General features: G+C 63.6%; 24 protein-coding genes. 16 read left to right on the top strand and 8 right to left on the bottom strand.

All coding sequences use genetic code 11. The features are described 5' to 3' along the window. Positions 1 to 15: 15 nt before the first annotated feature. Positions 16 to 819, bottom strand: a complete 804-nt coding sequence (locus NKI73_RS11030) for a FadR/GntR family transcriptional regulator (protein WP_352629409.1) — start codon at positions 817 to 819, stop codon at positions 16 to 18. A 208-nt stretch (positions 820 to 1027) separates the two neighbouring features. Here NKI73_RS11030 and NKI73_RS11025 point away from each other — a divergent pair, with 208 nt between their 5' ends. From NKI73_RS11025 to glcF, 4 genes are all read left to right on the top strand, one after another. Then, positions 1028 to 2350 carry a DUF3422 family protein gene (locus NKI73_RS11025; protein WP_352629408.1) on the top strand — a complete coding sequence of 441 codons (1323 nt, stop codon included), beginning with the start codon at positions 1028 to 1030 and terminating at the stop codon, positions 2348 to 2350. Positions 2351 to 2873: 523 nt separating this feature from the next. Further along, positions 2874 to 4370, top strand: coding sequence for an FAD-linked oxidase C-terminal domain-containing protein (locus NKI73_RS11020; protein ID WP_352629406.1), 1497 nt, complete (start codon positions 2874 to 2876; stop codon positions 4368 to 4370). Positions 4371 to 4602: 232 nt separating this feature from the next. Beyond that, positions 4603 to 5808, top strand: a complete 1206-nt coding sequence (locus tag NKI73_RS11015) for an FAD-binding protein (RefSeq protein ID WP_352629403.1) — start codon at positions 4603 to 4605, stop codon at positions 5806 to 5808. Positions 5809 to 5819: 11 nt separating this feature from the next. Continuing rightward, positions 5820 to 7145: a glycolate oxidase subunit GlcF gene (gene glcF, locus NKI73_RS11010; RefSeq protein WP_352629402.1), complete on the top strand. Its 1326-nt coding sequence runs from the start codon at positions 5820 to 5822 to the stop codon at positions 7143 to 7145. A gap of 16 nt (positions 7146 to 7161) precedes the next feature. On the opposite strand, the gene NKI73_RS11005 is transcribed toward glcF, so the two are convergent. Next, positions 7162 to 8082: a bifunctional 5,10-methylenetetrahydrofolate dehydrogenase/5,10-methenyltetrahydrofolate cyclohydrolase gene (locus NKI73_RS11005; protein ID WP_352629400.1), complete on the bottom strand. Its 921-nt coding sequence runs from the start codon at positions 8080 to 8082 to the stop codon at positions 7162 to 7164. 264 nt (positions 8083 to 8346) lie between these two features. Then, positions 8347 to 9084: a L,D-transpeptidase gene (locus NKI73_RS11000; RefSeq protein ID WP_352629398.1), complete on the bottom strand. Its 738-nt coding sequence runs from the start codon at positions 9082 to 9084 to the stop codon at positions 8347 to 8349. A 215-nt stretch (positions 9085 to 9299) separates the two neighbouring features. On the opposite strand from NKI73_RS11000, the gene NKI73_RS10995 reads away from it, so the two are divergent. Beyond that, positions 9300 to 9938 carry a DNA-3-methyladenine glycosylase I gene (locus NKI73_RS10995; protein WP_352629396.1) on the top strand — a complete coding sequence of 213 codons (639 nt, stop codon included), beginning with the start codon at positions 9300 to 9302 and terminating at the stop codon, positions 9936 to 9938. Between the two features lie 57 nt (positions 9939 to 9995). Here NKI73_RS10995 and NKI73_RS10990 read toward each other — a convergent pair whose 3' ends face one another. Further along, complete coding sequence (locus tag NKI73_RS10990; protein WP_352629394.1) at positions 9996 to 10250, bottom strand: hypothetical protein; 255 nt, start codon at positions 10248 to 10250, stop codon at positions 9996 to 9998. A gap of 249 nt (positions 10251 to 10499) precedes the next feature. Between NKI73_RS10990 and hisS the strand changes: the two genes are divergently transcribed. The 5 genes from hisS to NKI73_RS10965 all read left to right on the top strand — a co-directional run bounded on the left by hisS (position 10500) and on the right by NKI73_RS10965 (position 17316). Next, positions 10500 to 11996: a histidine--tRNA ligase gene (gene hisS, locus NKI73_RS10985; protein WP_352629392.1), complete on the top strand. Its 1497-nt coding sequence runs from the start codon at positions 10500 to 10502 to the stop codon at positions 11994 to 11996. 181 nt (positions 11997 to 12177) lie between these two features. After that, complete coding sequence (locus tag NKI73_RS10980) at positions 12178 to 13308, top strand: ATP phosphoribosyltransferase regulatory subunit (protein WP_352629390.1); 1131 nt, start codon at positions 12178 to 12180, stop codon at positions 13306 to 13308. Continuing rightward, positions 13305 to 14003, top strand: coding sequence for an ATP phosphoribosyltransferase (gene hisG / locus NKI73_RS10975; RefSeq protein ID WP_352629388.1), 699 nt, complete (start codon positions 13305 to 13307; stop codon positions 14001 to 14003). Before NKI73_RS10980 ends, hisG begins: the two co-directional genes overlap by 4 nt. Before the next feature lie 392 nt (positions 14004 to 14395). Next, positions 14396 to 16168: an AMP-binding protein gene (locus NKI73_RS10970; RefSeq protein WP_352629386.1), complete on the top strand. Its 1773-nt coding sequence runs from the start codon at positions 14396 to 14398 to the stop codon at positions 16166 to 16168. A 191-nt stretch (positions 16169 to 16359) separates the two neighbouring features. Next, positions 16360 to 17316, top strand: coding sequence for a calcium:cation antiporter (locus NKI73_RS10965; protein WP_352629384.1), 957 nt, complete (start codon positions 16360 to 16362; stop codon positions 17314 to 17316). Positions 17317 to 17417: 101 nt separating this feature from the next. Here the strand turns inward: NKI73_RS10965 and NKI73_RS10960 are convergent, their stop codons facing one another. Then, positions 17418 to 18326: a LysR substrate-binding domain-containing protein gene (locus NKI73_RS10960; protein WP_352629382.1), complete on the bottom strand. Its 909-nt coding sequence runs from the start codon at positions 18324 to 18326 to the stop codon at positions 17418 to 17420. Between the two features lie 103 nt (positions 18327 to 18429). Here NKI73_RS10960 and NKI73_RS10955 point away from each other — a divergent pair, with 103 nt between their 5' ends. Then, on the top strand, positions 18430 to 18954 hold the full coding sequence (locus NKI73_RS10955) for a DUF8737 domain-containing protein (protein WP_352629380.1): 525 nt from the start codon (positions 18430 to 18432) through the stop codon (positions 18952 to 18954). 130 nt (positions 18955 to 19084) lie between these two features. Here NKI73_RS10955 and NKI73_RS10950 read toward each other — a convergent pair whose 3' ends face one another. Next, positions 19085 to 19762: an MIP family channel protein gene (locus tag NKI73_RS10950; RefSeq protein ID WP_352629378.1), complete on the bottom strand. Its 678-nt coding sequence runs from the start codon at positions 19760 to 19762 to the stop codon at positions 19085 to 19087. Between the two features lie 313 nt (positions 19763 to 20075). Here NKI73_RS10950 and NKI73_RS10945 point away from each other — a divergent pair, with 313 nt between their 5' ends. From NKI73_RS10945 to NKI73_RS10935, 3 genes are all read left to right on the top strand, one after another. Continuing rightward, positions 20076 to 21365 carry an RsmB/NOP family class I SAM-dependent RNA methyltransferase gene (locus tag NKI73_RS10945; protein ID WP_352629376.1) on the top strand — a complete coding sequence of 430 codons (1290 nt, stop codon included), beginning with the start codon at positions 20076 to 20078 and terminating at the stop codon, positions 21363 to 21365. Positions 21366 to 21505: 140 nt separating this feature from the next. Beyond that, the gene (locus tag NKI73_RS10940) at positions 21506 to 21964 is read left to right on the top strand and encodes a PaaI family thioesterase (protein WP_352629374.1); all 459 of its coding nucleotides are present in this window, start codon (positions 21506 to 21508) and stop codon (positions 21962 to 21964) included. 4 nt (positions 21965 to 21968) lie between these two features. Next, positions 21969 to 22604, top strand: a complete 636-nt coding sequence (locus tag NKI73_RS10935) for a 5'-methylthioadenosine/S-adenosylhomocysteine nucleosidase (protein ID WP_352629664.1) — start codon at positions 21969 to 21971, stop codon at positions 22602 to 22604. A 12-nt stretch (positions 22605 to 22616) separates the two neighbouring features. On the opposite strand, the gene NKI73_RS10930 is transcribed toward NKI73_RS10935, so the two are convergent. Further along, entirely contained in the window at positions 22617 to 22934 is a 318-nt protein-coding gene (locus NKI73_RS10930; protein ID WP_352629372.1) for a hypothetical protein, read from the bottom strand. Between the two features lie 86 nt (positions 22935 to 23020). Between NKI73_RS10930 and NKI73_RS10925 the strand changes: the two genes are divergently transcribed. Together NKI73_RS10925 and guaA are read left to right on the top strand one after the other, a co-directional pair. Continuing rightward, complete coding sequence (locus NKI73_RS10925; protein ID WP_352629370.1) at positions 23021 to 23524, top strand: MarR family winged helix-turn-helix transcriptional regulator; 504 nt, start codon at positions 23021 to 23023, stop codon at positions 23522 to 23524. Positions 23525 to 23579: 55 nt separating this feature from the next. Next, a complete protein-coding gene (gene guaA / locus NKI73_RS10920) occupies positions 23580 to 25142 on the top strand; it encodes a glutamine-hydrolyzing GMP synthase (protein WP_352629368.1) in 1563 nt (520 codons plus the stop codon). Between the two features lie 82 nt (positions 25143 to 25224). Here guaA and NKI73_RS10915 read toward each other — a convergent pair. Continuing rightward, positions 25225 to 25436 (bottom strand): hypothetical protein (locus NKI73_RS10915; protein WP_352629365.1); only part of this gene is annotated, 212 nt, incomplete at its 5' end.

The raw sequence follows: 25436 nt of genomic DNA, 5'->3' as shown, positions 1-25436 counted from the left end.
TCCCGTTTTCGATTGCTAGGAGCGTTTGCGTGCAGGTTCGGTGTCGGTGGCGTCGACACGCTGTTTCAGCCTCAGCCGCGAGACGCGCTGCCAGTCGCCGCTGCGCTCGGCCTCTGCCATCGACCGTTCGACATAGGTGATGTGGTCCATCGCCGCTTGCCGGGCCGCAGCCGGGTCGCCGGCCTTCACCGCCGCATGGATCGCCCGATGCTGTGCAAGCAGCGCCTCGCGCGCGCCGGGCACGCTGAACACCAGGAGCCGGTTCTGGAAAACGCCTTCCGACAACAGCCGGTAGCAGGAGCGCAGGGTGTGCAAAAGGATGATGTTATGCGCGCACTCACAGATCGCGTGGTGGAACTCGACGTCGATTTCAGCCTCGTCGTCGAAGTCGCCGGTCCGGTGCGCATCGTCCATGCGTGCCATGATCTTGTCGAGCAGCGCCATGTCGTCTGGTGTGGCCCGCCGCGCCGCGTATTCGGCCGCTACGCCTTCGATCTCACGGCGGTATTCTAGATAGTCGGTCACAGCCTTGCGGTGCATCGAGATCAGGTCCGTCACCGGCTTGGTGAACAGCTGGCCGATGACATCGGCGACATGCGTGCCGCCGCCGGGCCTTGTCGTCAAAAGGCCACGCCCTTCGAGCCCCTTCAGTGCGTCGCGCAGGATCGGCCGCGACACGTTGAACTGGCGTGCAAGCTCGCGCTCGCCCGGCAGCCGGTCGCCGGTGCGCAGGACGCCTTCGAGGATGAGGCTTTCGATCTGCTGCACCACCTCGTCGGCGGTGCGCGAATGCTCGATCCTGGAAAAAATGTCGCTCAACTCAATGCCTGGAAGGTGAACCGGTGTCGCGCAGGATAAAGCCTGCGTCGTCAACTGGTCAAATTATTTATCCAATTGGTCGAAGCGTGTCGATTTTGCCGCCCGGCGCCATATCGTCTTGGGCTAAACTTTGCTGTTTGCGTCATCAGGCTATTGGTCTAGAGGGACGCGAGTGCAAGAGGGTTCAAAGAAGCCCGGGGAACAAGCCGTGTCAGACGACCCGTCCAATCTCGAATTCCAGCCGCGCGCCAAAGGCAGCGTCATGGGGTTTCCCGCGCATGAGGGCCGGCCCGGCGCGCTCGGCGAGGTCCATGCCCGGCCGCATCCGCTGATCGAAAAGCCGCGCGTGCTGGTGCAACTCGCTTTCATGACCGAAGGCGGTTCCGGCGTCGACCACGCGGTGCTTTCCGAACTGTCGCGACGCCTCGGCATCGCCGCGCCCGATCGACAGGCTCGCCATCATGCCATGAAATGGGGCAAAGGTTCGCTGCGCTGGGAACGGCACACCGAATTCTCGACCTATCTGTGGGAAGGGCCGCTCTCCGAAAGCGGCAGGGCACAGGAAGATTCGCCGTTCGGCAACGGGTTTTCGCCGCCGGGAACCGTCATTTCGGGCATCCGGCTCGAAATCCGCAGATGGACGCAGGTCAGCGAAAGATTGATCGCCGGCTTCGATCCGACCAGCCTGTGCTACTCGCTGGTCGAGCGCGGCAATGCTGCCATCGTCACCGACTTTCGCCAGGACGGTGACGGCATGACGCGCATGCTGGTGCTCGACCGCGGCCTGACCCCGGCCCGCACCGGCGCGCTTTCGCAACGGCTGATCGACATCGAAACCTATCGCACGCTGGCCATGCTCGGCCTGCCGTTGGCGCTGAACCTGTCCGGCCGCGCCCGCCGCATCGAGGACCGGCTGGCGCAGACCACGCTGGAGATGAAGGTCGCTCAGACTCGTGACAGCCAGACCTTGCTGGCCGATCTCACCGAACTCGCCGCGGAACTGGAAGCCGACGCCGCGTCGAGCCTCTACCGTTTCGGCGCCAGCCGCGCCTATGATGGCATTGTCGTCGAGCGGCTGGAAGCGCTCGAGGAAGAAGCCGTGCCTGGGTACGACACCTGGGGCGGGTTCCTGCAGCGCCGCGTCGCACCAGCCATGCGCACCTGTCGCTCGGTCGAGGAGCGGCAGGCCAATCTGTCGCGAAAACTGACCCGCGCCACGACGCTGCTGCGCACATGGGTCGATGTCGAGGTCGAGAAGCAGAACCGCGACCTGCTCGCCTCGATGAACAACCGCGCTCGCCTGCAGCTGCGCCTGCAGCAGACCGTCGAAGGCCTGTCGGTCGCCGCCGTCTCCTACTATGTGGTCGGCCTCATAGGCTATGTCGCCAAGGGCGCCTCGATCTTCGGCCATGCCTTCGCGCCGGAGGTCATCACGGCTGCTTCGGTGCCTGTCGCCATCCTGCTGGTCTGGTGGGGCGTGCGCCGCGTACGCCGGCTGCATTCCGAACCCGGCAAGCTGGCTGGGGAGTAGCGCCTTCACCCTCCCCCTTGTGGGCAGGGCTATCGCATATGAATTCTTGCGAAGAAGAACCCCCACCCTAACCCTCCCCACAAGGGGGAGGGAACGCTGCCGCGTGCGTTTAATTCTTCTTGGCGCCGAAAAGACAGGCGATTCTCCTGGGTCAGCGCCAACGGAAGTCTCCCTCCCCCTTGTGGGGAGGGGTTAGGGGTGGGGGTCCGTGCCGGGCAGACATCTCAGGAATTCCATATGCGATAGCCCTGCCCTTGTGGGGAGGGTCGGTGAGCAGGTTGAGCGAAGCGAAACCTGCGAAACGGGGTGGGGGTGCTCATAGAGTGCTGGCCTTGCGCCGCACCCCCACCCCGCTCACTTCGTTCGCGACCCTCCCCACAAGGGGGAGGGTAAGACAGCGGCAGATTGCCGCTGCGGAAGCTTGTCCTGGCCGTAGAGTGACGGTCTCCACCACCACAGCATTTGCAACCAGCTCGCTTCACTGGTAAAAGATTTTGACCAGTCAAGCGAAAAGAGGCTGTTGATGTCCGGCCTGGCAATGCCGAAACCAGACGACGCCACGATGCGCCGGCGCGACGAGATCGTCGCCGACATGCGCATCATCGTGCCGGGCGAGGGCGTCGTCGACGCCGCCAATTCCATGCGTGCCTTCGAGAGCGACGGCCTGACCGCCTATCGGCAGCTGCCATTGGTTGTCGTTTTGCCGCAAACGGTGGCGCAGGTTTCCCGCGTGCTGAAGTACTGCAACGACCGCAACATCCGCGTCGTGCCGCGCGGCTCCGGCACTTCGCTGTCGGGCGGCGCGCTGCCGCTGGAAGACGCGGTGCTGCTGGTCATGAGCCGCTTCAACCGCATCCTTGCGATCGATTTTCCCAATCGTGTCGTCGTCGCCCAGCCGGGCGTCACCAATCTCGGCATCACCACCGCCGTCGAGCAGGAGGGCTTCTACTACGCCCCCGATCCATCCTCCCAGATCGCCTGCACGATCGGCGGCAACGTCGCTGAAAATTCCGGCGGCGTGCACTGCCTGAAATACGGCCTCACCGCCAACAATGTGCTCGGCATCGAAATGGTGCTGATGAACGGCGAGGTGGTGCGGCTGGGCGGCAGTCACCTTGATGCGGAAGGGTATGATCTGCTTGGTATCATGACCGGCTCGGAAGGGCTGCTCGGGGTCGTCACCGAGGTCACCGTGCGCATCCTGAAGAAGCCGGAGACGGCGCGCGCTTTGCTGATCGGCTTCCCGACCAGCGAGCAGGGCGGCCAGTGCGTCGCCGACATCATCGGCGCCGGCATCATTCCGGGCGGCATGGAGATGATGGACCGGCCGGCGATCCACGCGGCCGAAGATTTCGTCCATGCGGGCTATCCCCTCGATGTCGAGGCGCTGCTGATCGTCGAACTCGACGGGCCGGGCGTCGAGGTGGATCATCTGATCGGCCTTGTCGAGGCCATCGCCTACAAGAACGGCTCGACCACCTGCCGCATCTCGCAGTCCGAGCAGGAGCGGCTAAGCTTCTGGGCCGGCCGCAAGGCGGCATTCCCGGCGGTCGGCCGCATCTCGCCCGACTATTACTGCATGGACGGCACCATCCCGCGCAAGGAACTGCCGCGCGTGCTCGCCGGCATGCGCGAACTGTCGGAGAAATACGGCCTCGGCGTCGCCAATGTCTTTCACGCCGGCGACGGCAATCTGCACCCGCTGATCCTCTATGACGCCAATGTGCCGGGCGAACTCGACAAGGCGGAAAGCTTCGGTGCCGACATATTGCGGCTCTGCGTCAAGGTCGGCGGCGTCTTGACCGGCGAACACGGGGTGGGCGTGGAAAAACGCGACCTGATGCCGGAAATGTTCACCCAGATCGACCTCGACCAGCAGATGCGCGTCAAATGCGCCTTCGATCCCAACCATCTGCTCAACCCCGGCAAGGTCTTCCCGCAGCTCCGCCGCTGCGCAGAGCTCGGCCGCATGCACATTTCCGGCGGCAAGCTGCCGTTCCCGGACATTCCGAGGTTTTGAGGGACATGTCGGCGCTTGAACACCCCCCTCTGTCCTGCCGGACATCTCCCCCGCAAGGCCCGCAAGGGGGGAGATCGGCAGCTTCGACGTCTCGCTCTTCCGCCTCGGTTGGGGATTGGCGAAAGCAAAGCCGTCAGCAAATCTCCCCCCTTGAGGGGGAGATGTCCGGCAGGACAGAGGGGGGCGCCAAGGATCGCGGCATCTCGGTACTCGCGACTGGCGCGTGCTCCTCATGACCACTTTCACGCCAACCACGTCAGCCGAAGTCCTGTCCACCGTCGCCTGGGCGGTGGCGGAAGAGACGCCGCTCGAAATCCTTGGCCATGGGTCCAAGCGCGGCATCGGCCGTCCGCTGCAAACCGAACACACGCTTGACCTGTCGAGGCTCACCAGCGTCACGCTATACGAACCGGCCGAGCTGGTGCTGTCGGCCAAGGCAGGCACACCGCTGGCCGACATCGAGAAGCTGCTGGCGGAAAACGGCCAGCAACTCGCCTTCGAACCGATGGATTACGGTCCGCTGCTCGGCGGCGAGCCTGGAAAAGGCACGATCGGCGGTGTGCTTGCCGCGAACCTCTCCGGCCCGCGCCGGTTGAAGGCGGGCGCGGCACGCGATCATGTTCTGGGGATCAATGTGGTGTCCGGCCGTGGCGAGGCCTTCAAGTCGGGCGGCCGCGTGGTCAAGAACGTCACCGGCTATGACATGTCGAAGCTGATGGCCAACAGCTGGGGCACGCTGGCCGTATTCACCGACGTCACCTTCAAGGTGCTGCCGGCCGCCGAGACCGAGGTCACGTTCGCCATTCGTGGCCTGCTCGACGATGCGGCTGCCGCCGCCATGGCCATGGCGCTGGGTTCGAGCGCTGAAGTGTCGAGTGCCGCCCATCTGCCGGAGCGCATCGCCGCGCGCGTCGCCGAGGGTGCGCTTGGCAACGAGGCCGCCACGCTGCTGCGTGTCGAGGGCTTCGGCCCCTCCGTCGCCTATCGCATCGCCGCGCTGAAAACGCTGCTCGGCGAGGCCGGGCCGCTGGAGGAGATTGCCGGTGAGGCTTCACGGCTGATCTGGCGCGATGTGCGTGATTGCATGCCTTTCGCCGACAACAGCGAGAAACCGGTCTGGCGCGTGTCGATGACGCCGGGAGAGGGTCACCAGATGGTCCTGACGCTGCGCATGCAGGCAGCCGTCAGCGCCTTCTATGACTGGCAGGGCGGGCTGGTGTGGTTGCGCATGGAACAGGGCGACCCGGAAGCCGTTCTGCTGCGCGGGCTGTTGAGGAAACATGGCGGCGGCCATGCGACGCTGGTGCGCGCGGCGCCTTCGCATCGTGCTGCCTTGCCCGTTTTCGAGCCGCAGGCACCGGCGCTGGCGGAACTGTCGGCACGGCTGAAACAGGAATTCGACCCCAAGAACATCCTCAATCCCAGCCGAATGGCCTAGGATCCGACGCGATGCAGACCAATTTTTCGCTTGCCCAGCTTGCCGATCCGCATGTCGCGGAATCGGAGAAGATCCTGCGCAAATGCGTGCATTGCGGCTTCTGCACCGCGACCTGTCCGACCTATGTGACACTCGGCAACGAACTCGATTCACCGCGCGGGCGCATCTACCTGATCAAGGACATGCTGGAGAACGGCCGTCCGGCCGACAAGCAGATCGTCACCCATATCGATCGCTGCCTGTCGTGCCTCGCCTGCATGACCACCTGCCCGTCGGGCGTCAACTACATGCATCTGGTCGACCATGCCCGCGCCCATATCCAGGAGACCTACAAGCGACCGCTGCTCGACCGCCTGACCCGCGTCATGCTGGCCTTGGTGCTGCCCTATCCCGCGCGCTTTCGCGCCGCGCTCAGGCTGGCCAAGCTGGGCAAGCCGTTCATTCGCGTGTTCGAAAAGGTCCCGGCGCTGAAGCCGCTCGGCGCGATGCTCAAGCTCGCGCCGGCCTCGATCCCCACGGCTTCGCCGATGGCCTCACCAGGCATCCATGCCGGGCAGGGGGCGAAAAAGGGTCGCGTCGCCATCCTCACCGGCTGTGCGCAATCCGTGCTTGATCCCGCCATCAACAAGACCACGATTTCGCTGCTGACCCGGTTAGGCATCGAGGTCGTGGTGCCGCCGGGCGAGGGCTGCTGCGGCGCGCTGGTGCATCATATGGGGCGGGAGCAAGCTGCCCTTGCGTCGGCCAGACAAAATGTCGACGCCTGGACACAAGCCATCGAGCAGGGTGGGCTCGATGCCATCGTCATCACCGCGTCCGGCTGCGGCACCACCATCAAGGATTATGGCTTCATGCTGCGGCTCGATCCGGCCTATGCCGACAAGGCCGCGCGCGTGTCGGCGCTGGCCAAGGACATCACCGAGTATCTAGCTGGTCTCGAGCTGCCCGAACCGGTGCGCAAGCCGGGCACCATCGTCGCCTATCACTCGGCCTGCTCGATGCAGCACGGCCAGAAGATCACCCGCCAGCCGAAGGAACTGCTGGCCAAGGCCGGCTTCATTGTGCGCGAGCCGCGCGAGGGCCATCTGTGCTGCGGTTCGGCCGGCACCTACAACATTCTGCAGTCCGAGATTTCGGCCAAGCTGCGCGACCGCAAGGTGAAAAACATCGAGGCGACGGGTGCCTCGATCGTTGCTACCGGCAACATCGGCTGCATCACGCAGATTGCTTCCGCCGCGAAGCTGCCGGTCGTGCACACGATCAAGCTGCTCGACTGGGCCTATGGCGGGCCAAAGCCGGAAGGTGTTCTGGACGAGAGTCTGATCGCCGCGGAATAGCCTGCCTGTCGCGGCGTTACTCCGCCGCCAGCCTGTCCGCCGTGCCGTAGGTCGCCTCGTAGAGCGCGCGCTGGCGGCTGAGCGCCACCATCGTGTTACGCAGCAGGATGGCGACCGTGATCGGGCCGACGCCGCCCGGTACCGGCGTGATCCAGGAGGCGACCTCGCGCACGCTGTCGGTGTCGACATCGCCGACGATGCGGCTGGAGCCGTCAGGGCCGATCTCGGAATTGATGCCGATGTCGATGACGGCCGCACCCGGCTTGACCATGTCGGCCTTGATCAGCCGCGGCTTGCCGACGGCGACGAACAGCGCGTCGGCGCGCCGCGCATGGGCGGCGACCGATCGCGTCATGTGGTGGCAGACCGTCACTGTCGCGCCTTCGCTCATCAACAGGAAGGCGATAGGCTTGCCGACGATTTCCGAATGGCCGACGATCACGACTTCCAGCCCCTTGAGGTCGAGGCCGGTCTCCTTGAGCAGCTCGACCGAAGCGGCCGCCGTGCAGGGGGCGAGGTCGAGCTGATTGTAGACGATGTTGCCGATCGAGGACGGATGCATGCCTTCGACATCTTTCAGCGGATGCACCGCCGCCTGCAGCGTCCTGATCGGGATATGCGCGGGAACCGGCCGCTGGATGATGATGCCGGTGACACGCGGGTCGGCATTCAGGCCGTGGATCGCCGCTTCCAGTTCGCCTGATGTGATGGTTGCAGGAAAGCGCCTTTCCTCGAAATCGATACCGGCCAATTGTGCCTTGGCGCGCTGGTTGCGCACATAGACGTCGACCGCATCGGTGTCGCCGACGGTGATCGAGATCAGCTTGGGCGGAAAACCCTCAGCTTTGGCAATCGCGGCATCCTCGCGGACGGCGGCGATGATGCGCTGGGCGACCGGGCCACCTCTGAGATAACGGCTGTCTTCGGACAGGGACATGGGTGAACTCTTTTGCTGGTTGCCGCCCACATAGCAAAAGAACATCGCCAATGGCAGCGCGAAAGCGAACCACCATGATTTTTGCGCGACGCGCCGGGAAACAGTGTTTCGTTACGCCTCAGGCCGTGGTCAAAACGGAAAGGGCAGCGCGGTTTCCCGTGCTGCCCTTCCTGACCGGCCGCATCCCCATACGACCCGTCCCCCGTTATCCCTAAACTGACCTCGAAAAGCGGTCTGCTTTGCCGGCCAAGTGATTCGCAGGAATTATATCACCTCGACCGTGGTTCCAACATTGACCCGTTCATAGAGATCGACCACGTCCTCGTTGCGCATGCGGATGCAACCCGACGACACCGCGCCGCCGATCGTCCACGGCTGGTTGGTGCCGTGGATGCGGTACTCGGTCGTGCCGAGATAGAGCGCGCGGGCGCCGAGCGGGTTCTCCATGCCTCCGGCCAGATAGGTCGGCAAATAGCGGCCCTTGGCGGCTTCGCGCTTGATCATCTGCGCCGGCGGGCGCCAGTCCGGCCACTCGCGTTTGTTGGTGATCTTGTGCGTGCCCGACCATTCGAAGCCCGGCTTGCCGGTGCCGACGCCGTAGCGCCGCGCCTTGCCGTTCTTCTCGATCAGGAAGAGGAAATTCTGCGTGGTGTCGATGACGATCGTGCCCGGCTTCTGCGCGCCGTCATAGTCGACCTCCTGCGGCAGGAAGATCGGGTTGATCTGCGGGCGCATGGCCATGCGTTTGGCCGGTGCCTGCACCGCTGCCGTCCGCACCCGGTCGGGCTGCGCCGCGCGCAGGCGCGGCTGTTGCTGCACCACCTGGCGGTTCTGGCGCACGATGCCGGGCGCCTGGCCAAGCTGCAGCACCCAGGGGGCGGAAAGGTCGGGGCTCACCATCACCGGCGGCCTGTCGGCGTAGCGATCGCCGGCGGTTGAGGGCGTGACGCCGGCGGCAAACACAGCCACGGCGCCGAGCACGGGAAACAGTACTGTCTTCATCGGAACGCACCTTGATCGTCTGATACAAAACGGGTGGAAACGTCCTCCCGGTTCGGCGATCATTGGCGCGCAAGCAGCAACCGAAACATGAATCGGAATGCGTAAAATGCGCAAGTGTCGGTAAACCTTTTGGTGTGGTTACCGCCGGGTTCAGGAATCTGGTAAAGCCGCAGTAAATGCAGCGCAAAAGCGCATTAACGGACGGATTTTGGCTTATGGACAAGGAAGACACCGGCCTGCTCGCCGGCCCCGACGGCGTCGCGCGCTGCTTCTGGCACGGCAATCTGCCCGACTATCTGCACTACCACGACCATGAGTGGGGACGGCCGGTGGCGGATGACCGCAGGCTGTTCGAAAAGATCTGCCTCGAAGGCTTTCAGTCGGGCCTGTCGTGGCTGACCATCCTGCGCAAGCGGGAGAATTTTCGGCAAGCCTTCGCCAATTTCGAATTCGACAAGGTCGCTGCCTTCACCGACAAGGATGTCGAGCGCCTGCTTGGCAATGCCGGCATCATCCGTCATCGCGGCAAGATCGTCTCGACCATCAACAACGCCAAGCGCGCCCGCGAAATGGCAGATGAATTCGGCTCGCTGGCCGCCTGGTTCTGGAAGTTCGAACCCGGCAAGGATGAGCGGCCAGAGACGGTCGATCTCGCGCACCTGCGCGCCAACCCGACCACGGCCGTCTCGGTGCGGATTTCGAAGGAGTTGAAGAAGCGCGGCTGGAGCTTCGTCGGCCCGACCACCGTCTACGCCTTCATGCAGGCGATGGGTTTGGTCAACGACCACCTCGAGGGCTGCGTCTGCCGCAAAGAGGTCGAGAAGCAGCGGAAGGCTTTCAAAAGACCAAAATAGGGCTCCCCACCTCGCCCTTGTGGGGAGGTCGCGCCGAAGGCGCGGGTGGGGGTAACTTCAGGTGCCGTTGGCGCTGGCCAGCACCAGGCCGGCGACAATCGCCACCACCGTGGCCACGGTCGGATAGATCACCAGCAGGCCGGTCATCAACGCGTCGCGCATGGATGGACCCTTGCCGGTGTCGGCCGGGACTTCGAACGGGCCGGCAGCCTGGCTGACCATTTTCGGGGCATGAATGTCGGCCGGGCGCAAGCGTGCGGGCAATTCGCCTGCATCGCTGTCGATGGCATGGAATCTTGCTGTGCTGGTCATCGCCGCGACCCCCTCATTTCGGCGCGTTTATCCCTGGCGATTGTGTCGGCACGATGCCGCGCGCATGGCGTGATTGTTTCATTTTCGATGCGGTTCTGTTTCAGGGTGCTTCGGTTCCGCCTTCTCTCGGCAGGGAGAGGCAAGGCTGCAAACCCTTGCCGCACAAAGCTGCATCGGTTAGGACACGCGCGCTGCGGAAATAGGAAATTTCCTATCGCACAGCGCCACGAAACACCGAGTACCCATCTCATGGCCGATAAATCGGAAAAGACGAAAGCGCGACTGCCGCGCGGTTTTGCCGACCGCAGCGCCGAGGACATCCGCGCCGTCGAGAAGATGATGGTGACGATCCGCTCGGTCTATGAGCTTTATGGTTTTGAACCGGCCGACCAGCCGTTGATCGAATACACGGACGCGCTCGGAAAATTCCTGCCCGACCAGGACCGGCCGAACGAAGGGGTATTCTCCTTCCAGGATGACGACGACCAGTGGCTGTCGCTGCGCTATGACCTGACCGCGCCGACGGCGCGCTTCGTCGCCGAGAATTACGAGCGCCTGCCAAAACCCTATCGCAGCTATCGCTCCGGCTGGGTGTTCCGCAACGAGAAGCCTGGTCCTGGCCGCTTCCGCCAGTTCATGCAGTTCGACGCCGACACGATCGGCACGCCTGGCGTGGCCGCCGACGCCGAGATGGCGATGATGATGGCCGACGTCATGGAAGCGCTGGGTATCAAGCGCGGCGACTACATCATCCGCGTCAACAACCGCAAGGTTCTGGACGGCGTTCTGGAGGCGATCGGCCTTGGCGGCGAGGAGAATACCGGCCGCCGGCTGACGGTGCTGCGGGCGATCGACAAGCTGGACAAGCTCGGGCCGGAAGGGGTGAAGCTTTTGCTTGGGCCGGGGCGCTGGGATGGCGGCAAGGAAGGCGAGGGCGACTTCGCCAAGGGCGCCGGGTTGAACAGCGGACAAGCCGAGGCGGTTCTTCTCGCGACAGCGAGGAATGCACATGCCGGCCAGGATACCATGGTCAGTTCGAACGCGGTCTACCAGGAAGGTGTCGGCGAACTGTCGACGATTGAGGCCCTGGTCAGGGCGGCGGGATATGGCGAAGACCGTATTGCCATGGACCGCTCGGTCGTTCGCGGCCTCGAATACTACACCGGCCCGGTCTTCGAGGCCGAGCTTCTGGCCGAAATCCCCAACGAGGACGGCCAGATCGTGCGCTTCGGCTCGGTCGGCGGCGGTGGCCGCTATGATGGCCTCGTCTCGCGCTTTCGCGGCGAGCCGGTGCCGGCGACCGGTTTCTCCATCGGCGTCTCCAGGCTGATGACCGCGCTGAAGAACCTCGGCAAGCTCGACAGCGCGGATGTAATCGCGCCGGTCGTGGTGTTGGTGATGGACAAGGATACCGACAGCCTCGGCCGCTACCAGAAGATGGTTTCGGAACTGCGTGCCGCCGGCATCCGCTCGGAAATGTACCTCGGCGGCGCCGGCATGAAAGCACAGCTCAAATATGCGGATCGCCGCGGCTGCCCGGTTGCAATCATCCAGGGCGGCGACGAGCGCGCCAAGGGCGAGCTGCAGATCAAGGACCTGATCGAAGGCGCGCGCATGTCGGCCGAGATCACCGACAACGCCGAATGGCGCGCCGCCCGCCCGGCGCAGGTGACGGTGGCGGAAAGCGAGCTGGTCGCGGAGGTGAAGAAGATTTTGGCGGCGCAGGCCGAGGAACGGTCTAAGTGACGAGCGCCGGCCTCTCTTGTCCTTCTCCCCTTGTGGGAGAAGGTGGCCTCGCGAAGCGAGGTCGGATGAGGGGTGTTCCAGGGAACACCAACGCCTTATTCCGTCCAGCACCCCTCATCCGTCTTGGCGCTACGCGCCAACCCACCTTCTCCCACAAGGGGAGAAGGGAAGGTGGCGCTTCATGACCTCCCGCTACCCCGCCATCGCAGCCGATATCACCAACCTCTTCGCCACGCGCAACACGCACGCCGTCGAGGTCGCCATATTGCAGCCGGCCGACCCGTTCCTCGACATGGCCGGCGAGGATTTGCGCCGCCGTATCTTCCTGACCGAAAGCGAAACGGGCCAGACATTGTGCCTGCGGCCGGAATTCACCATTCCGGTCTGCCTCGACCACATCCATTCGCAAGCCGGCACGCCGCGCCGCTATTCCTATCTCGGCGAGGTCTTCCGCCAGCGCCGTGAAGGCGGCAACGAGTTCTTCCAGGCTGGCATCGAGGATCTTGGCGATCGTGATACGGCGCAAGCCGATGCTCGCTCGCTGGCCGATGCGCATGCGCTGCTTGCCTTGGTGCTGCCCGGCCAGGCGCTGGCGATCACGCTCGGCGACCAGACCATTTTCGAGGCGGTGCTGGCAGCCCTTGGCCTGCCGCGCGGCTGGCGCATGCGTCTTGCCCGCGCCTTCGGCTCAGCGCCGATGCTTGAGGCGGCACTCGCCGATCTCGCCAATCCGCCGCGCAACGGCCAGCTCCCCGGCGCGGTCGCTGCTCTCGTTCTCGACGGTGATCTGGACGGTCTTTCCGCTCACATCGCCAGTGGCATGGAAGAGGCCGGCCTGTCGGCATCCGCCGGACGCCCGCCATCCGACATTGCGCGGCGGCTGATCGAGAAAGCCGAACTGCGCAGCGTGAGGCTGTCGAATGAAGCCTTCGCGGCGCTGAAGGGTTTTCTGGCGATCGACGTGCCGCTCGCCGGCGCGGCCGAGGCGCTGGCCTCCTTCGCCAGCGCTGCCGGGCTTTCGCTTGATACTGCGCTGGAGAAGTTCGCCGCCCGTGCCCAGGCGATCGAGGCGCACGGCCTGCCGGCCGGAAAAATCCGCTACGATGCCGCTTTCGGCCGGCCGCTCGATTACTACACCGGCCTGGTTTTCGAAATCGCGGCTGACAATGGCGACCGGGGCGACCGGCCGCTGGTCGGTGGCGGCCGCTATGACCGGCTGCTGACCTTGCTCGGCGCGAAAACGCCGATCCCAGGCGTCGGCTTTTCCGTCTGGCTCGACCGCATCGAGGCGTTGCGCGAGATGGCGCCATGATCACGCTGGCGATCCCGTCGAAAGGCCGCCTGAAAGAGCAGGCGCTGCACGTGCTGGCCAAAGCCGGCCTCACCGTCAGCCTGCCAGGTGATGAGCGCAAGTACCACGCCCGCGTCGAGGGCCTGGACAATGTCGAAGTGGTGTTCCTGTCGGCTTCCGAAATATCAGGCGAGATCGGCCAGGGCGCGATCGATCTCGGCATCACCGGCGAGGATTTGGTGCGTGAAAACCTCGCCGACTGGGAAACCCGCGCTGAAATCATCGCCCGTCTCGGCTTCGGCAGTGCCGATGTCGTGGTGGCCGTGCCCGACATCTGGCTCGACGTCGACACCATGGCCGACCTCGACGACGTCGCCGCCGACTTTCGCCAGCGCCACGGCAGGCGGCTGCGCATTGCCACCAAATACTGGCGATTGACCCAGCAATTCTTCTCGCAAAAACACGGCATCCAGGTCTACCGCATCGTCGAGAGCCTCGGCGCCACCGAAGGCGCGCCGGCGGCGGGGCTGGCCGATGTCATCGTCGACATCACCACCACTGGCTCGACGCTGCGCGCCAATCATCTCAAGGTGCTGGGCGACGGCCTTGTCCTGCGCTCGCAGGCCTGTCTGGTGGCGTCGAGGAAGACACGGGCGGCGGCGGATGAAGCGATCCTGCGCGATATTGCTGCGAAGGTAGCGGCAGCGGTCGGATAGCGGCGGGGCCTTCCCACACCTCCACTACCCCCGGGCTTCGAACCCAGCTTGACAAAAAGCTGACGGCGGCCAGCCCGGCGGCACAGGGCTCCGAACTCAGATTAACAAAAAGCTGACGGCGACCAGTGTTAGCAGCTTTTGTGCCGTTAGTTTCTTCGCGATAGGAATTTTTTCTTGACTCCGTGCCCTCAGCTATGGTACATATTTGTCCATGGTGCTGATTTGCGCCAGCGACCCGCCGCCCAGGCGGGTTTTTGCGTTTTGATGCTTCGCCAGCCAACGCGAGTCTCCGAAGCATCGTTGACCGGATCGGTGCTCTGCCACGACTATCGGCGGGATTTTCACCACCCCCTCGGGCTGATAGGCTCGGCCAGTCCCGGGAGGAGAGAGCGATGCCAGTCAATCTCGACGAGCTAAAGAACGCCAGCAATTTGCGTGGACGCGGAGCGCGCAATGGCGGTGTTTTCGTGGCACCCGTCGACGGCAAGGCGCATGTCTCGGGTGAGCGCAGCGTGCCGCTGCTCGACAAGACGATTCCCGCGCTACTTTCCGACACCGTCAGCAAGTACGGTACGCAAGATGCCGCCGTTTTCGTCGATCAGGACAAGCGCTTCACCTGGAGCGAACTGTCGGACACCGTCGATGCGCTGGCCGCCGGCTTCCTGGCGCTGGGGTTGGTAAAAGGCGATCGCGTCGGCATCTGGTCGCCCAACCGATGGGAATGGCTGGTGACGCAATTCGCCACCGCCCGCATCGGCCTGATCCTGGTCAACATCAACCCGGCCTACCGGCTGACCGAGCTGGACTACGCGCTGAACAAGGTCGGCTGCAAGGCGCTGGTCACGGCGGCCAAGTTCAAGACCTCCGACTATCTGGGCATGATCGAGACGCTGGCGCCGGAGATTGCCAAGGCCACGCCGGGCAAGCTCAAGGCGCAAAAACTGCCGGCGCTGAAGATCGTCATCCGCATGGGCGAGGACAACTCACCCGGCATGTTCAATTTTGGCGATGTATTGGCCATGGCCGGACGCGACGAGCATGACAGCCTCGACCGCATCTCGGAGGGGCTGAAACCGAGCGAGGCCATCAACATCCAGTTCACGTCAGGCACGACAGGGGCGCCCAAGGGCGCGACGCTGACCCACAACAACATCGTCAACAACGGCAATTTCGTCACCTCGGCGATCAAACTGACCGTCGACGACCGGCTCTGCATCCCGGTGCCGCTCTACCACTGCTTCGGCATGTCGATGGGCACGATGGGCTGCGTGTCGAAGGGCGCCACCATGGTTTTTCCGGGCGAGGGCTTCGATGCCGGCGCCACGCTGAAGGCGGTGGCGCAGGAACGCTGCACCGGGCTCTACGGCGTGCCGACGATGTTCGTAGCCCTCCTCGATCACCCGGATTTCCCGTCCTTCGATCTCTCCAGCCTGCGCACCGGCATCATGGCCGGCTCGCCATGCCCGATCGAGGTGATGAAGAAGGTGGTGTCGCTGATGCACATGGAAGAGGTGACCATCGCCTATGGCATGACCGAGACCAGCCCGGTCTCGTTCCAGAGCGGCGTCGACGACCCGCTGGAAAAGCGCGTCTCGACCGTCGGGCGCATCCACCCCCATGTCGAGGTCAAGGCGGTCGATGCCGATGGCGCCACCGTCGCCGTCGGCGCGCCGGGCGAGCTTTGCACACGCGGCTATTCCGTGATGAAGGGCTACTGGGACGACGAGGAGAAGACCCGCGAGGCGATCGACAGCGACGGCTGGATGCACACCGGCGATCTCGCCACCATCGACGCCGAGGGCTATTGCAACATCGTCGGCCGGGTCAAGGACATGGTCATCCGCGGCGGCGAGAACGTCTACCCGCGCGAGGTCGAGGAATTCCTCTACCGCCATCCCAAGGTCAAGGAGGTGCAGGTGTTCGGCATTCCCGACGCCAAATATGGTGAGGAGCTGTGTGCCTGGATCGTGCTCAAGCCCGGCCAGATCGTCACCGAGCAGGAAATCAAAAACTTCTGCGCCGGCCAGATCGCCCACTACAAGATCCCCCGCCATATCCGCTTCCGCAGCGAATTGCCGATGACGGTGACCGGCAAGCCGCAGAAGTTCCTGATGCGTCAGGCGATGGTCGAGGAACTGGGATTGGTGACGCAGAAGACGGCGTGAGTATAGGCTTTCCGCAAGGTTCGCAGAAACGCACGGGGCTTGAAATGAGTGGTTTCGCGCGATCGGTGACTTCTTATGCGATGCCGTTGGCCGCCTTGGTGATGGCTGTCGCAGTCAGAGCCAGCGGGCTGTCGGTAGACGAAGGTTCGCCGAGCGTCAGGATCCTCGTCGGAACGCTTTCGAGTGCGATCATGTTTATCACCATTTTCGTGGTGCTCGACCACGCCGAAGCGGTAGCTCGGCGTGTAGGGGAGCCTTACGGTACGTTGGTGCTGACTTTTGCCGTGACGGCAATCGAAGTGTCGATCATCGTTTCCATGATGCTGCATGGAGAAAACAACCCTACGCTTGCACGTGAGTCCGTCTTCTCGACGGTGATGATTACATCTACCGGCGTTGTCGGTACGTGTCTCACGCTTGGCGGCTGGCGCCATCGCAAGCAGGCAATCGTTCGGCAAGGGACCAGCGCATATCTGGCGGTTCTGGCCGCGCTGACCATCATGACGCTTATTCTGCCGACCTACACACGAACTACCGATCCTGGCACATTTTCAGCAGCTCAACTTGGTTTCGTGAGCGTGCTTTCGGTGCTGCTCTATGCAAGTTTTGTGTTCGCGCAAACTGTCCGGCACCGAGACGACTTTGTCGAAGGGCAGACGCACGGCGTTTCGCTGCGGACTGCCCCTCACGAAAGCATCTCTGCCAGCACTCTGCTCCTGTTAATCGGGCTGATTGGCATTGTAATGCTCGCCGAGCAAGTCGCCGCAAGTGTTGAAAATACGCTCGTTACCTACGAGGTGACACAGGCTGACAGTATTGTGGGGGCGTTGATCGCGGGGCTGGTTTTGATGCCGGAGGCCATTTCGGCGGTTCGCGCTTCCCTCAACAATGAGCTGCAACGCGGTTTGAATGTCGCGATGGGTTCGGCTTGCGCTACAATTGGTTTGACAATACCGGCGGTCGCAGCCGCCAGCCTGCTGACGGGAAGAGGGTTAACCCTGGGGCTTCCAGCGACTGACACAGTGCTTTTGATTTTAGCGCTCTTCATATGCAACGTGAGTTTTAGTACTGAAAGAACAACATTCTTGACGGGTACGGTTCATATCGTGGTATTTTTTACTTATTTATTTCTTATATTTGTACCATGAAGGCTTTGGTTCGAGCGGGCAATTACTGCACGAATGAGGCGGCTGCTATTGGTGACGCAGAAGACGGCGTGAGGGGGCAGGGTGCGACATCCCTCATAGCCTCACGCTGCGGATTTGAGGTGATCGATAAAGGCGCGCAGCTTCGGCAGGACCTGGCGCTTACCGGGATGATAAAGGAAGACGCCCGGCGTCGTCGCGGCGAAGCCGTCCAGCACCGATTTGAGTTTTCCCTGTTCTATCGGACCTTCGGCGACGGGTCGGGGCGTCTGGGCCAGCCCGATGCCCTGTATCGCCGCACCGAGCAACGTCGGATAGTCGTGCGCGATCAGCGGGCCTGAGACCATCGCCTCGATTGCCTCGTTGCCGTCGACGAAGGACCAGGGCGCGATGGCGCCGTTCGAGCGGCGCAAGCGCAGGCAGGCATGGTGGCGCAGATCCTCGAGGCGCTCGGGGCGGCCATGGTGCTCGAGATAGTCCGGGCTGCCGACGACCAGGAACGGGAACGATGGCGTCAGCCGCACCGCGATCATGTCGGGTGCGATGAACTGGCCGAGGCGGATGCCGGCATCGAACCCGCCGGTCGCGAGATCGACCATCTCGTCGCTCGCGGCGATCTCCAGTTCGATCTCGGGATAGGTTCGGCAGAACGACGCGATCATCGGCTCCAGGATCAACGGCACGACGGCGCGGGGTACGGACAGGCGCAGCAGCCCGGTCGGCCGTTGACCAACATCGCGCGCGGCCTCGCCTGCCGCGACGAGTTCCTCGAAGGCAGGGCCTGCACGTTCGAGGAACCGCTGGCCAGCCTCGGTCAAACCGACGCTTCGCGTCGTGCGCACGAACAGCGCCGCACCCATGCGGGCTTCCAGCGTGCGCACCGCCTGGCTCACGGCGGACGGCGTCACACCGAGATCCGCGGCCGCACGGCGGAAGTTACGGCGCCTGGCGACGGCCAGGAACACCTCGATGCCCTCCAGCGCACCATGCCGGACTGTGTAGTTCTGCTTCATAGGTTGTTGTGATTACACCGGATGGTCGAATTATGGAAGCTGGCTTAGGTAACCGGCTGAAACTGGGAGGTCGCGTGAACCAGCTGCCGACAGGAGGTTAAAAATGTCCACGGAAATTCTGTTCCAAACCCATCTCGTTCTAGGCTACGTCGCGTGGCTGCTCTGCTTCGGCGCCTACGGTCTGCCGTGGCTGAACTCAATGGACCGGGTCGCGGCGCAGCGGGCCATCGCCACTCTGCACAGCTTCCGCTTCTTCGGGCTCGTTTTCATCCTGGCGGGCGTCGTCAGCCCCGATCTCCCAGCCCACTTCGCCGTGTTCGCCGCCTACGGTGACTTTGCAACAGGGCTGCTGGCGATGCTGGCGCTGCTCACGGTGAGGCTGCCTCGGCTCTTCTGGCCGTTCGTCGTCACCTTCAATCTCGTAGGCACAGTCGAGCTCGTCGTCGACTATTACCACGCCATCCAGGTAGGCCTTCCTGCACACGCGGAGCAACTTGGCGCCGCCTATGCGATCCCGATCATCTACGTACCGCTGCTGATGATCACGCACGTAGCCGCATTCTATTTTTTGGCGCGTCCTCACCAGAACACGACTCGCGCCATCGCAGACGGTGCGACTGCTTCATAGGGCATCCGGAGGTCCGTTTTCGGGTCCTAACGACGACCGGCCCGGCTATGCCTTTGACGAAAATATCATCCACCAAAGTAAAAGGCGCGGGACTGGCCCGCGCCCTTTTCCTCATTCAGGCTTTCGAAGCTCAGTCCTTCTCGAAGATTCGAGCCTTGGCGACGACGCCGGCGATGGCGCCGCCGATCAACGGTGCGACGATGAACAGCCAGAGCTGGCCGATCGCGGCAGTGCCCGAAAACAGCGCAGGGCCGATCGAGCGGGCCGGATTGAGCGACGTGCCGGTCACCGGGATGATGGCGAAATGCAATCCTGCCAGCGTCAGGCCGATGACCAGCCCGGCGAACGCCGTCGAGTGCTTTTCAGCCGTGACGCCGAGGATCACGGTGACGAAGGTGAAGGTGCCGATCACTTCCCACAGGAACGCCGAGCTGACGCCCCATTTGGCCACGTCCCAGCCATTGGCGCCGAAGCCGCCGGTGTGTCCGCCGACCTGGCCGGAGACGATTATCCACAACGCCAGCGAGGCGAGGATGGCGCCGATGACCTGCGCGATCCAATAGGGGATGACGTCCTTGGCCGGCAGCCGGCCGGCAAGGAAGACGCCGAGCGTCACCGCCGGATTGAGATGTGCGCCCGAAATCGGGCCGATCGCGTAGGCCGCAGCAATGAGGCCGATGCCGAACGCCAGACCGATGCCTTCCTGGCCAAGCGGCAGCGCACCGCCGAAGCCGCCTGTCACCACAGAAGCCGTACCGATGAATACCAATAGAAATGTGCCTAGAACTTCCGCCAGATAAGTTTTCATTGCCCTCTCCTCGTAGCGATCCGCCGGTCCGCCTTTTCTGCGCCGCGAATCATGGCGCCAAGAGTATTCTCAACGGAAAAACTTGGGAAGCAGAGCGGTTGCGCCACATGCCGTGCTTGCAGTCGCCAGTCACGAACATTAGAGACCTTTCATCTACTGGTCGATCTGCTGCTGCCGGCCGAGGGCGTTTACTGACGGGGTGGCTGGCCAGAGTTTGGATTGCCTCATCGTCGCCAGACGGAAGCGGGGTTCAATCCAGGCGTGAAAAGCTCTAAGAGCAGGCTGAGATGTGCTCGATATGATGGAATGACGAATGCGACTGGGCGGACGGCTGGCTGCGGCCATCGAAGTGCTTGAAGACATCGGCCGGCGCCACCGGCCGGTGGCGGACGCGCTGAAGGATTGGGGCCTGTCGCATCGCTTCGCCGGCGGCGGTGACCGCGCGGCGATCGGCAACATCGTCTATGACGCCTTGCGCCACAAGCGTTCCGCCGGCTGGCTGCTGGGCGAGGACACGCCGCGCGCCATCGGCTTTGGCGCGCTGCTGCTCGAATGGGGCCAGACCGCACAATCGCTCAACGACGCGCTCGATGGCGACAAGTTCGCACCGCCGCTGCTGACTGCCGACGAGCTTCAGGCAATCGCCGGGCACCGGCTCGCCGGTGCGCCGGACGCGGTGCGGGCCGACATACCGGATTGGTGCGAACCGCTTTTCGAACAGGCCTTCGGCCCCATTTGGGTCGACGAGGGCGCTGCGCTTGCGACACGCCCGCCACTGGACCTCAGGGTCAACACCTTGCAGGCCAATCGCGACAAGGTGCTGGCCGAACTGTCGGGAACCGGCGCGAAACCCGCGGCAATCGCCCCGCAGGGTATCCGCATTCCGCCGATCGACGGCGACGGCAGGCACCCGAACGTGCAGGCCGAGCCGGCCTTCCAGAAAGGCTGGTTCGAGGTGCAGGACGAAGGCTCGCAAGTGGTAGCTGCCCTTGCCGGAGCCGAAGCCGGCATGCAGGTGCTGGATTTCTGCGCCGGCGCCGGCGGCAAGACGCTGGCGCTGTCGGCTTCGATGGGCAATACAGGCCAGGTCTTTGCCCACGACGCCGAAAAGGCGCGGCTGGCGCCGATCTTCGACCGCATCCGTCGTTCGGAAAACCGCAATGTCCAGATCGTCACCAAGCCGGCCGAACTCGCCCCGCTCGGCAACCACATGGACATCGTGCTGGTCGACGCGCCCTGCACCGGCAGCGGCACCTGGCGGCGCCGTCCCGACGCCAAATGGCGGCTGACGCAAAGACAGCTCGATGCCCGCAAGGGCGAACAGTCGGCGATTCTCGATGCCGCCAAGGCCTATGTCAGACCCGGCGGCCTGCTGGTCTACATCACTTGCTCGGTCTTCCCTGAGGAGAATGGCGAGCAGGTCGCGGCCTTCCGGGACCGCAACAGCGGTTTTGTCCCGGTCGATCATCGCGCGCTTTGGGACAGCTGTTTTCCCGGTCATGAGGCAGCCGCACGCATCGGCGCCAAAGGGGACATTTCGCTGTCGCCGGCGCTGAGCGGCACCGACGGGTTTTACTTCTGTGCGTTGCGCAGGTCGGCTTGAACCCATTGGATATCGCCAATCCCTGATGAATGCGTATCCCTAGCCGGCAGACGAGACTGATTGTTGCAGTGCAGCAAAAGCATTTGCCTGCCACCCATGCCTCTGCAATAAGCTTATCCGCATAAAGGAAAGCAGCGGCCATGGCAGCAAAGATCGTACCCGCCCCGGACTATGAAGACCGCGTCAGGACCTCCTTCGCGCGCCAGAACGCGATGGCCACGATCGGCGCCGAACTGACGCTGGTGACGCCCGGCATCATCGAGATCGAGATGCCCTATTCGGTAGCACTCACCCAGCAGCACGGCTTCCTCCACGCAGGCGTGATTTCGATCGCGCTGGACTCGGCCTGCGGCTATGCGGCGTTTTCGCTGATGCCGGAAAACTCCGGCGTGCTGACGATCGAATTCAAGGTCAATCTGCTGGCGCCCGGCCGGGGCGAGCGCTTCCTGTTCCGCGGCTCGGTGACCAAACCCGGCCGCACCATCATCGTCGCCGACGGCCAGGCCTATGCCTTCGCCGCCGACGGCGAGGCCAAGCTGATTGCCACCATGACCGGAACGATGATGACGGTGGTCGGGCGTGACGGCATCGAAGGCTGATCCGATGGGCAATGTTGCGCGGCTAGGCGGCAAGGACGTCCTCTTCGTCATGGCGGCGCAGGCCGAATACGGCCCGCACCTCAAGCGGCTGTTCACGCCATTGATGACAGGCGTCGGGCCGGTCGAGGCCGGCGTCAGGCTCGGCGCCGAACTCTCCTGGCTGAAGTCGCGGAAGGCGCTGCCGGACCTCGTCGTGTCGCTCGGCTCGGCCGGCAGCCGGACGCTGGAGCAGACCGAGATCTACCAGGCGGTCTCGGTCAGCTATCGCGACATCGACGCCTCGCCGCTCGGTTTCGAGAAAGGGGCGACCCCGTTTCTCGATCTGCCGGTGACGGTGCCGCTGCCCCTGCGAATTCCTGGAATCAAGGAAGCGACGCTGTCGACCGGCGGCGCGATCGTTACTGGCGCGGCCTATGACGCGATCGCCGCCGACATGGTCGACATGGAAACCTTCGCTTGCCTGCGCGCCTGCCAGCTGTTCGACATCGCGCTGGTCGGGCTGCGCGGCATTTCCGACGGCGCGGCGGATCTCAGGCACGTCAACGACTGGACCGAATATCTGCATGTCATCGACGAGAAGCTCGCCGGGGCGGTCGGGCTGCTGGAACAGGCAATCGGCGACGGTCTGCTCGGCGCCTGACCGCAGATCGGATCAAGCCGCCAAGCTCGCTGGATCGCCGAAATCGATGCGCGAAATACGCCCGCGCACGGCGCCGTTTGCATCGACATAGTCGATTGCTCCCGGCGAATGATCGAGTTTCCAGGAGCCGGTGGGACCGTCCTTCCATTCGACTTTGTAGCCATCGTCGAGCAGCGTCCAAAGCCCATGGAAAAGGGTACCATCCGGCAGCAGCATATGCGCCCGGTTTTCGTTTTCGTAGTGGATGAAGGCGTCCTTGCCGCCCATGTCGATGACATGCGTGGTGCCAATCATGATAACGGCCAGCGTGTTCTTGTCGAGAATTGTCATGGTTCCCTGTCCACATGCTTGAGTTCGAAATAGCCTCGACGGCATGAGCATCGTCAAGTATCTTGACTATATGGAGCCTGGAGTGAATGGTCAAGGAGCTTGACGAAAAAGCCGAAGCGCTGCCCGATCACGTCGGCTGGCGGCTATGGCAGGCAAGCCGTGCCTGGCAGGCCGAATTCGCCGCGGCGATGCGGGCCGCCGGTCACGGCTGGTTCACCGAAGCGCGCGCCGGACTGCTTGGACACATCACCAGGGCTGGCATGCGCCAGTCGGCCTTGATTGAACGCTCGGCAATCTCCAAGCAGGCGATCCAACAACTGCTCGACGGCCTCGAGGCGGAAGGCATCGTCGAGCGTCTGGCTGATCCGCAAGATGGCCGCGGCAAGCTGGTGCGCTACACCCGCAAGGGGCTGGATGCCTTGCGAGACGGCGATCGTATCAAGATGGAGATCGAGCGCCGCTATGTCGGTCGCATCGGCGAGGAGCGGTTCACTGCGCTGATGGGTGCTCTGCGGGCGCTTGCGGCCGGAGGGGCTGCTGCAATGGATGAAGACGCTGGCGCTGAAGGTGAAGTCGTGGAATCGAAGTGACAGCCAGGCCTCGCAACCCATTGCGCCGACTCATTTCTTTCTCTAAACGCTCGCCATGAAAACAGCCAATCATCCCCACACCATCCTGATTGTCGATTTCGGCAGCCAGTTTACCCAGCTCATCGCCCGCCGCATCCGCGAGGCCGGCGTGTTTTCCGAGATCGTGCCGTTCCAGTCGGCCGAAGCGGCATTCAAGCGCATCAATCCGAAAGCCGTCATCCTGTCCGGCGGCCCGGCTTCGACCGGCGACATCGGCAGCCCGCGCGCGCCGCAGATCGTCTTCGACGCCGGCGTGCCGGTGCTTGGCATCTGCTATGGTCAGATGGCCATGTGCGTGCAGATGGGCGGCGTCGCCGAAAGCTCCGACCATCGCGAGTTCGGCCGCGCCTTCGTCGAGATCGAAAAGGACAGCCCGCTGTTCGAGGGCCTGTGGGCACCCGGCCAGCGCCACCAGGTGTGGATGAGCCATGGCGACCGCGTCATCTCCTTGCCCCAGGGGTTCGAAGTGTTCGGCAAGTCGGAAGGCTCGCCCTTCGCCATCTTCGGCAACATCGAGCGCAAGATGTACGGCATCATGTTCCACCCCGAGGTGGTGCATACGCCCGATGGCGCCCGACTGCTGCGCAACTTCGTCCACAACATCGCCGGCATCGAGGGCGACTGGACCATGCGTGCCTACCGCGAGCACGCCGTCGAGGCCATTCGCAAGCAGGTCGGCAAGGGCAAGGTCATTTGCGCGTTGTCGGGCGGCGTCGACTCCTCGGTCGCGGCACTGCTGATCCATGAAGCGGTCGGCGACCAGCTGACCTGCATACTTGTCGACCACGGCCTGATGCGCAAGGACGAGGCCGCGGGCGTGGTGGCGATGTTCCGCGAGCACTACAATTTGCCGCTCATTCTGGTGAACGCATCGGACCGCTTCATCGGCGCCCTGGAGGGCGAGTCGGACCCGGAGAAAAAGCGCAAGACCATCGGCCGGCTGTTCATCGAGGTGTTCGAGGAGGAGGCCAAGAAACTCGGCGGCGCCGAATTCCTGGCGCAGGGCACACTCTATCCCGACGTCATCGAAAGCGTTTCCTTCACCGGCGGCCCGTCGGTGACGATCAAGTCGCATCACAATGTCGGCGGCCTGCCCGCGCGCATGAACATGCAGCTGGTCGAGCCCCTGCGCGAACTGTTCAAAGACGAGGTGAGGGCGCTCGGCAAGGAGCTCGGTCTGCCCGAGAGCTTCATCGGCCGGCATCCATTCCCAGGTCCGGGTCTCGCCATCCGCTGCCCCGGTGGCATCACCCGCGAAAAGCTGGAGATCCTGCGCGAGGCAGACGCCATCTATCTCGACGAGATCCGCAAGGCCGGCCTCTACGACGCCATCTGGCAGGCCTTCGCCGTGCTGTTGCCGGTGCAGACGGTTGGCGTAATGGGCGACGGCCGCACCTACGAATTCGTCTGCGCTTTGCGCGCCGTCACCTCGGTCGACGGCATGACGGCGGATTTCTACCACTACGACATGGCCTTCCTCGGTGCGGCCGCCACCCGCATCATCAACGAAGTCCGCGGCATCAACCGCGTCGTCTACGACGTAACCTCGAAGCCGCCGGGAACAATCGAGTGGGAGTGATTCAGACCTGCCCAAACGCTGCCGAAAATACGCCAATCTGCGACGTAACGTACTGAAAAAAAATAAATCCTTTCAGGGACAATCAGCGACTACGTTGAAGCTTGGGCGCCTCCCGAATGGCGCGGACGTCAGTTTTATGATGATGCCCGACGGAACTCTGGCCGGAACCTATACGCTCGCCGGCCAGACCCACACAGGCCTGTTCATCATGACCTGCCACTGAGAATTTCCTCCATCTGAGATTAGAGTCCGGGCCTTGATTGAAGGACGGACTGATGAAGAGAAAGCGGTTTA

This window comes from Mesorhizobium sp. M0496, assembly GCF_040321205.1.
Classification (GTDB): Bacteria; Pseudomonadota; Alphaproteobacteria; order Rhizobiales; family Rhizobiaceae; genus Mesorhizobium.
This window is presented reverse-complemented; position numbering and strand designations above follow the sequence as displayed.